The 6,881-nt window shown below is 60.0% G+C and carries 6 protein-coding genes and 1 pseudogene; 3 read left to right on the top strand and 4 right to left on the bottom strand.

The features are described 5' to 3' along the window. From AB4043_RS10730 to AB4043_RS10720, 3 genes and pseudogenes are all read left to right on the top strand, one after another. Window positions 1–225, top strand: a 225-nt coding sequence (locus AB4043_RS10730) for an ATP-binding protein (RefSeq protein WP_442307034.1), incomplete at its 5' end; no start/stop codon positions are given. A 10-nt stretch (window positions 226–235) separates the two neighbouring features. Continuing rightward, window positions 236–1,229, top strand: a pseudogene (locus tag AB4043_RS10725) (sigma-54-dependent transcriptional regulator). Between the two features lie 8 nt (window positions 1,230–1,237). Beyond that, window positions 1,238–2,503: a D-arabinono-1,4-lactone oxidase gene (locus AB4043_RS10720; protein ID WP_442300968.1), complete on the top strand. Its 1,266-nt coding sequence runs from the start codon at window positions 1,238–1,240 to the stop codon at window positions 2,501–2,503. Window positions 2,504–2,853: 350 nt separating this feature from the next. On the opposite strand, the gene era is transcribed toward AB4043_RS10720, so the two are convergent. The 4 genes from era to AB4043_RS10700 all read right to left on the bottom strand — a co-directional run bounded on the left by era (window position 2,854) and on the right by AB4043_RS10700 (window position 6,747). Then, complete coding sequence (gene era, locus AB4043_RS10715) at window positions 2,854–3,864, bottom strand: GTPase Era (protein ID WP_442300969.1); 1,011 nt, start codon at window positions 3,862–3,864, stop codon at window positions 2,854–2,856. Between the two features lie 2 nt (window positions 3,865–3,866). Then, complete coding sequence (locus AB4043_RS10710) at window positions 3,867–5,198, bottom strand: hemolysin family protein (protein ID WP_442300970.1); 1,332 nt, start codon at window positions 5,196–5,198, stop codon at window positions 3,867–3,869. Next, window positions 5,195–5,623, bottom strand: a complete 429-nt coding sequence (ybeY, locus tag AB4043_RS10705; RefSeq protein WP_442307033.1) for an rRNA maturation RNase YbeY — start codon at window positions 5,621–5,623, stop codon at window positions 5,195–5,197. Before ybeY ends, AB4043_RS10710 begins: the two co-directional genes overlap by 4 nt. Window positions 5,624–5,709: 86 nt before the next feature. After that, window positions 5,710–6,747, bottom strand: coding sequence for a PhoH family protein (locus tag AB4043_RS10700; RefSeq protein ID WP_442300972.1), 1,038 nt, complete (start codon window positions 6,745–6,747; stop codon window positions 5,710–5,712). Between the last annotated feature and the right edge of the window lie 134 nt (window positions 6,748–6,881).

Genomic DNA, 6,881 nt, shown 5'->3' with positions numbered 1-6,881 from the left:
GACGAGATGAGGGAACGACTCTTCCTTCCCTACTTCTCCACCAAACAGCGCGGCACCGGACTCGGTCTCGCCATCGCCGCTAAGATTGTGCAAGAGCACCACGGGACCATCCGCGCTGAGAGCGCCACACCGGTCGGCGCACGTTTCATCATCGAGCTGCCGTCTGCATCGGAATCAGACAACCAGCCCACACAACCTAACCAGCAACTCACAGCCAGCAACTGAGCCCTCCCCCATGAATCACATTCTCGTCATCGACGACGAAGCCTCTATCCGCACCTCCCTCGAAAGCATCCTCAGCGATGAGCAATACCACGTCGCCAGCGCCGCCACCGGAGCCGAAGGCCTGGCACTGTTGCAGGACGGTACGTGGGACGCCGTTCTGCTCGACATCTGGCTCCCGGATGCTGACGGGCTCGATCTTCTGGCGCAATTTCGTGCTCTGAATCTCTCCTCGCCGCCCGAGGTGATCATGATCTCCGGTCATGGCACTATCGAGTCCGCGGTTCGCGCCACCAAACTTGGCGCCTTCGCAGAATAAACCGGGCACCTTTGAGCGCGCTCACCTGGGCACTCTCTTTCTCGATGATGTCGGCGACATGAGCCTCAAGACTCAGGCCAAGGTGTTGCGCGCCCTCGACGAACAGCGCTTCACGCCGGTGGGCGCCACCTCCCCCATTGCCGTGGATGTGCGCGTCATCGCCGCCACCAACAAAGACCTGCAGGAAGAGATCGCCCGCGGCAACTTCCGTGAGGATCTGTTCTATCGCCTGAACGTGATTCCCTTCTTCGTTCCGCCGCTGCGCGACCGTAAGGAAGACATTCCTCTGCTGGTGCGTGAATTTCTGCTCGAGTTCGGCCGCCAGTACGGACGTCCGCGTATGGAGATCGCCGATGACGCCATCGCCACGCTGCAGCACTATCACTGGCCGGGCAACGTGCGTGAGCTGCGCAACGTCATCGAGCGCGTGCTGATCCTGAACCCGCGCGTGCAGCGCATCGAACGCAAGCATCTTCCCGTGCTGGTTTACCGCGAGCCCGGCAAACCGGGCCGGACGGAAGATTTCCCCACCTTGCTGCAGGCGCGTGAGGCCTATGAGCGCGATTACATCCTGAAAAAGCTGGACGACGTCCACGGCAATGTAAGCCGCGCGGCCGAGCTCCTTGGCCTGGAACGCTCCCACCTCTACCGCAAGATGAAGGCCCTCGGCATCAACATCAAGGAATAAGCAAGACCATGACGAATGCAGCACCTCGCACCAACTGGGCCGGAAACTATACCTACAACGCCGGCGATCTGCTGATCCCTGCCTCTGTGGAAGAAGCACAGGAGCTGGTGCGGGAGACATCGCAGCTACGCGCCCTGGGCACGCGGCACTGCTTTCACGGCATTGCCGACTCGGACGGTGTTCAGATCTCGCTCGAACGGCTAACCTCCATCACGCTCAATGAAGCCGACCGGACCGTCACGCTGGGAGCGGGTGTGCGCTACGGCGATCTGGCCGTGTGGTTGCACAGCCGTGGCCATGCCATTCATAACCTCGCCTCACTGCCGCATATCTCAGTCGTAGGCGGCGTGATGACGGCAACGCATGGATCGGGGTTGCGCAATCGTAATCTCGCTGCCGCAGTCGTTGGGCTGGAGATCCTGAACGCCAACGGCGACCTGGTCACGCTGACGCGCGACGCAAACCCAGATACCTTTCCCGGCGCCGTTGTCTCCCTCGGCGCCCTCGGCATCGTCACTTCGATCACGCTGCAGGTGGAACCGGCCTTCGAAGTGGCGCAGACGGTCTATGAAAACCTCTCCTTCGACCACCTGAAAGGCAACCTGCGTACCATCATGGACGCAGCCTACTCTGTGTCTCTCTTCACTACCTGGCAGGACCATCGCGCTACGCAGGTGTGGCTCAAGCAGCGCGTGGATGACGGTATTACTGCACCGGCGGAATTTTATGGAGCGACACGAGCGACCACCAACCTGCATCCGTTGGCCGGACTCGATCCCGTGAACTGCACCCAGCAGCTTGGTGTCCCCGGCCCCTGGCACGAGCGCCTGCCGCACTTCCGCATGGAGTTCACACCCAGCTCCGGCGCAGAGATCCAGACCGAGCTCTTTGTTCCCATTGATATGGGTTACGACGCCATTCTCGCCGTCGAGACACTGAAGGACCAGATCACACCGCACCTGCACGTCACTGAGCTGCGCGCCATCGCGGCTGACGACCTATGGATGAGCCCGAACTATCGCCGCGACTCGCTCGGCATTCACTTCACCTGGAAGGCAGAGCCCGAAGCCGTGGCACGCCTGGTGCCGCAGATTGAAGCCGTACTCTCACCCTTTGGGGCCATTCCGCACTGGGGCAAGTTCTTCACCATGGACCCGCGCGTGCTGCAGCGCCGGCTGCCAAACCTTACCCGCTTCAAGAACCTGATCTATCACTACGACCCGAAGGGCAAGTTCCTGAACGAGTTTTTGGAGAACACGATCTACGCGGGATAGCGAGAACCGGATAATTTCGGTAGGCACACATCCGTTGCCCCATTCTTCGCGGCTTTATCGCGAAGGGTGGGGTATCGAGCGAAGCTCGACCGCTTTTCCCTGTCCATGACTATGGAGCCGAGAGGGTAGTGACAGAGCAGGTTTCTCCGCGCCCTCTGGGCGCTACGAAATGACAACCAAAGAGATCGAGCCTGGGACGATAAAAACTGTCGCGCATAACGCGATATCCCACCCTTTGCTTGTCACCCCAGCCAGCGAAGCTGGCCGGGGACCCCGAGTCGCAAAGAATGGGGCAACGAGTTCGTCACTAAGAATGACAGTATGAAATAACCTGGAACAGAGTTATTCCGCTACTCTTCATTCGACTGCTTGATCGCCAGGTCCTCAAGCTGCTTGCGCCAGTCGAGATCATCGATAAACCCACGCGATGACCTCCATTCCGACTGCACCTTCACAAACAACTCCAGAAAGACCTTGCCGCCCAGCAGATACTCCATCTCCTTGCGCGCGGCAGTTCCGATCTGTTTCAGCATCGCTCCGCCTTTACCGATCAGAATCGCTTTCTGTCCAGCACGCTCGCAGTAGATCGCCGCGGCAATGCGCGTCGCTGCACCCTTCTTTACCGGCTCCTCAAAACGCTCGACGACAACAGCCGCGGCATACGGCACCTCTTCACCGGTAAAAAGCAGCACCTTCTCGCGGATCAGCTCAGCGACCAGGAAACGCTCGGGCTGGTCTGTGATCTGATTCTTCGGGAAGTAGCGCTCACCTAGCGGTAATACGGCGATGATGGCCTCGATCAACCGCTCCAGACCGTCCTTCTTCTTTGCCGAGATGGGAATCACCGCAGCGAAGTCATGTTGCTTTTGCCAGTAGGCGATCTGGGGCAACAATTGGTCGCGCTGCAGCTCGTCGATCTTATTCAGCGCCAGGATCACCGGGCAGTCCAGCTTTTTGACCAGGCCCAGCGTGAAGTTGTGCTCGTCCAGAGACAGCTTCGCCTTGCCGGTCACTTTTTCGCCCTCCTGCGGCAGCCGGTGAGTCACGTCTACCATGAAGATCACCGCATCGCGGCTTTCCAGGGCGTCATGCACCTCCTGCATCATGCGGCGGTCAAGCTCCGTAGAGGGCTTGTGAATTCCCGGCGTATCCACCAGGATGATCTGCGCCGCAGGATGGCCTGGATGGCGTGTTGTCTTCTTCTTGAGAGGGACCTCCAGCACCGCCTGAATGCGATTGCGTGTGGTCTGTGGTTTATGCGTCACAATGGCCAGCTTCTGGCCGAGCAGCGCATTYACCAGCGTCGACTTGCCGGCATTGGGGCGGCCGACGATGGAAACGAATCCGGAACGAATAGGCATCGCTATTGATTATCCGCCGTCTCGGGCGAAGCGGCCATCTGTACCTTCACACGCTGCACCCGCCGGTCGGTCGAAGACAGTATCTCCAGACGCAGCCGCCCGGCCTCCACCACCTCTCCCGAGTGCGGGATATGGCCGGCTAATTCGCTTACCAGACCGCCGACCGTCGTCGCCTCCACCGCGGAAGGTAGCTCCAGATCGACCGGGAGCTCATCGTTCTGGCTCTCAAAGAGCTCGCGCAGGCGCGAAACCTCGAAACGTCCAGGAACGGACCATCCCTCCTGCGGATTGCCGACCGGCTCATTGGTCTCTTCCTCGACATCGTGCTCATCCTCGATGTCGCCGACAATCGCCTCCAGCAGGTCTTCAATCGTGATGAGTCCCGCGACCGCGCCATATTCGTCCACCACGATGCGCATGTGCTGCTTGGCCCGCTGCATCTCCTTCAGCAGCTCGTTCACCTTCTTGGTCTCGGGGACAAACGCGACCGGCTTCTGAATACTGGCCACTGTCTGGCGGGCGGCCTCGGAGTCGGCCACGCCTAACAGATCGCGCGCAAACGCAATGCCGGTAATGATGTCGATGGATTCTCCATAGACCGGCACGCGCGAATACGCCTCTTTCGCCATCAGGCTTGTGAACTCGTCCAGGGTCATGGTGCCGGGAACGCAGAACATCTCCGGACGCGGCGTCATGACCGCACGCGCAACCTTATCGCCGAACTCCACGACGCTGCGCACCAACTCACGATCGCTCTCCTCCAGGATGCCCTCTTCCTTGCCGGCATCCAGCAGGGCGTCCACGCCCTCCGAGGAGTTCTCTTCCTCTTCCTGCTCCTCGGGCTCCGCCAGCGCAATGATTGAGATCAGCAGGCTCAGCAGACCTGTGATGGGCAACAGCGCCAGAAAGATCAGTACCAGCGGCAGGCGCAGCCGTGCGATCCACAGTCCCTTCGTCCGGACAAAGAGCAGATACGGGACCAGGCGGTCGAAGAGGATGACGATGCACACCAGCTCAACCGCCGTCATCGCGAAGTCAGGGAGACGGGGGCCATGCCGCAGGATCGGCAGCAGTGTCAGCGAGCTGTAAAGTTTGGCTCCGAACAATACAGCGATCGCCGTCAGCGTGATCTGGCGCAGCACCGAAGCCGAAAGCGCCAGCGTATCCCGGCCGAGAATCATCTTCGGCTCCGCCGCGCGCGTCCAGGCATCGACGTTTTCCTGGAAGTCGCGAGAGAGGAACTTACCCATCTCCGAGTACACGCGGTCGATGTAGGAGGCGAGTGTCTGTACCGCCAGCAACAGAAGCAGCGACCCTAGGGTCCAGTAGCTCATCGCCGGCCACCCTCGACGCGCGCAATCAAGCTGCTAGGCAACCGCAGCTTCGCTCGCAGGCGGGTCTCCTCGGCGGCCATCTCGCCGTTGTCGGTCTCATGGTCATAGCCGGCCAGGTGCAGCAGGCCATGCAGCAATAGCGTCTTAATCTCGTCCTCCAGGGTGAGGCCGAAGCGCTTTGCCTGCTTTGATGCGGTATCGAGCGAGACGGCCAGATCGCCTACGATTCCCTCAGCAAAATCGCCGGCGGGAAACGACAACACGTCGGTCGCCTTGTTCTTACCGCGGAAGTCGCGGTTCAGCCGCTTTACCGTCTTATCGTCTGTAAGCAGCACATCCACCTGGCCTTCCAGGCACGTAGCACGGCGTGCACGCAGCAGGTAGCGCGACAGGCGGGTTCGATTGATCTCCGCGGCAGCAGGCATCTCTTGTGGTTCGATGCGAATCATGCAGAAACAGGAAAGAGGGCGTAACGCCCTCTTTCCATGATGTTACCCGATTCGATGCCGTCCTACTGCGGCTTTGCGATTCGTTTGATCGGAGCGGCCGTCGACATCGGCTCTCCCAGTGGAGTTTCCAGTCCCAGCGGAAGCTCCCGCTGCTCCCGGCTGTAGCTGTCATAGGCACGCACAATACGCTGCACCAGGTGGTGGCGTACGACGTCCGCGTCTTCAAAGTGAACAAAACCGATGCCTTCCACGCCATCCAGCACCCGCAACGCTTCCAGCAGGCCGCTCTTCTTGGGATTCGGAAGATCGATCTGCGACAGGTCGCCGGTGATGATCGCCTTGGAATTGGCGCCAAGGCGGGTAAGGAACATCTTCATCTGCTCGTTGGTGGTGTTCTGCGCCTCATCCATGATGATGAAGGCGTCATTCAGCGTACGGCCGCGCATAAAGGCCAGCGGCGCAATTTCGATGACGTTGGTCTCCAGCATCTTGTCCACGCGTGGCGGATCCAGCAAATCGTACAGAGCGTCATAAAGCGGACGCATGTACGGATCTACCTTCTCCTGCAGCGACCCGGGCAGGAAGCCCAGGCGCTCGCCGGCTTCAACCGCCGGACGAACCAGGATGATACGGCTGATTCTCTTCGCCATCAGCGCGGAGACGGCCATAGCCACGGCAAGATAGGTCTTGCCGGTACCGGCCGGTCCGATGCCGAACGACATATCGTTCTCTTCAATGGTTTCAATGTACTTCCGCTGATTGGGCGAGCGCGGCTGCACCGTGCGTTTTACGCCGGTGGAGCGCTGCCGTCCGCTTTCGACCAGTCCGCGCAGGGTAATGCGCGGATCTGAGACAACCAGCTTCAACATGCCATGCAACTCCCCGTTCTGCAGGACAATGCCTTGATTGCAAAGCTGGTCGTAGTCCGTGAAGATCTTCTCGATCCGTTCAATACTCTCCGGATCCCCCGTCACCATGACCGCATCCGATCGCAGGTCAATGGCAACACGCAGGGCCTTTTCCATCAGGTGAAGGTTTTCGTCGCGGGTCCCGAACAGGGGCTCGATGTTGGGCGTAATTTCAAGCGCTTTTTTCATCAAGCAGTTTGCTGACCTCCGTCAGCAGATACGGCGGTGAAGGTTGACTGACTGTGAGAATTAGATGCCACATCCAGCCGCCGCGCTGCGCTTAGCGCTAACGGGAGCCGGACCGGGTTGGCGAGAGCTGCCAATGA

Origin of the sequence: Terriglobus sp. YAF25 (assembly GCF_052113305.1) — a bacterium.
Lineage (GTDB): Bacteria > Acidobacteriota > Terriglobia > Terriglobales > Acidobacteriaceae > Terriglobus.
Note: the sequence above shows the minus strand (reverse complement) of the source record. Positions and strands in the feature narration are given on the sequence as shown.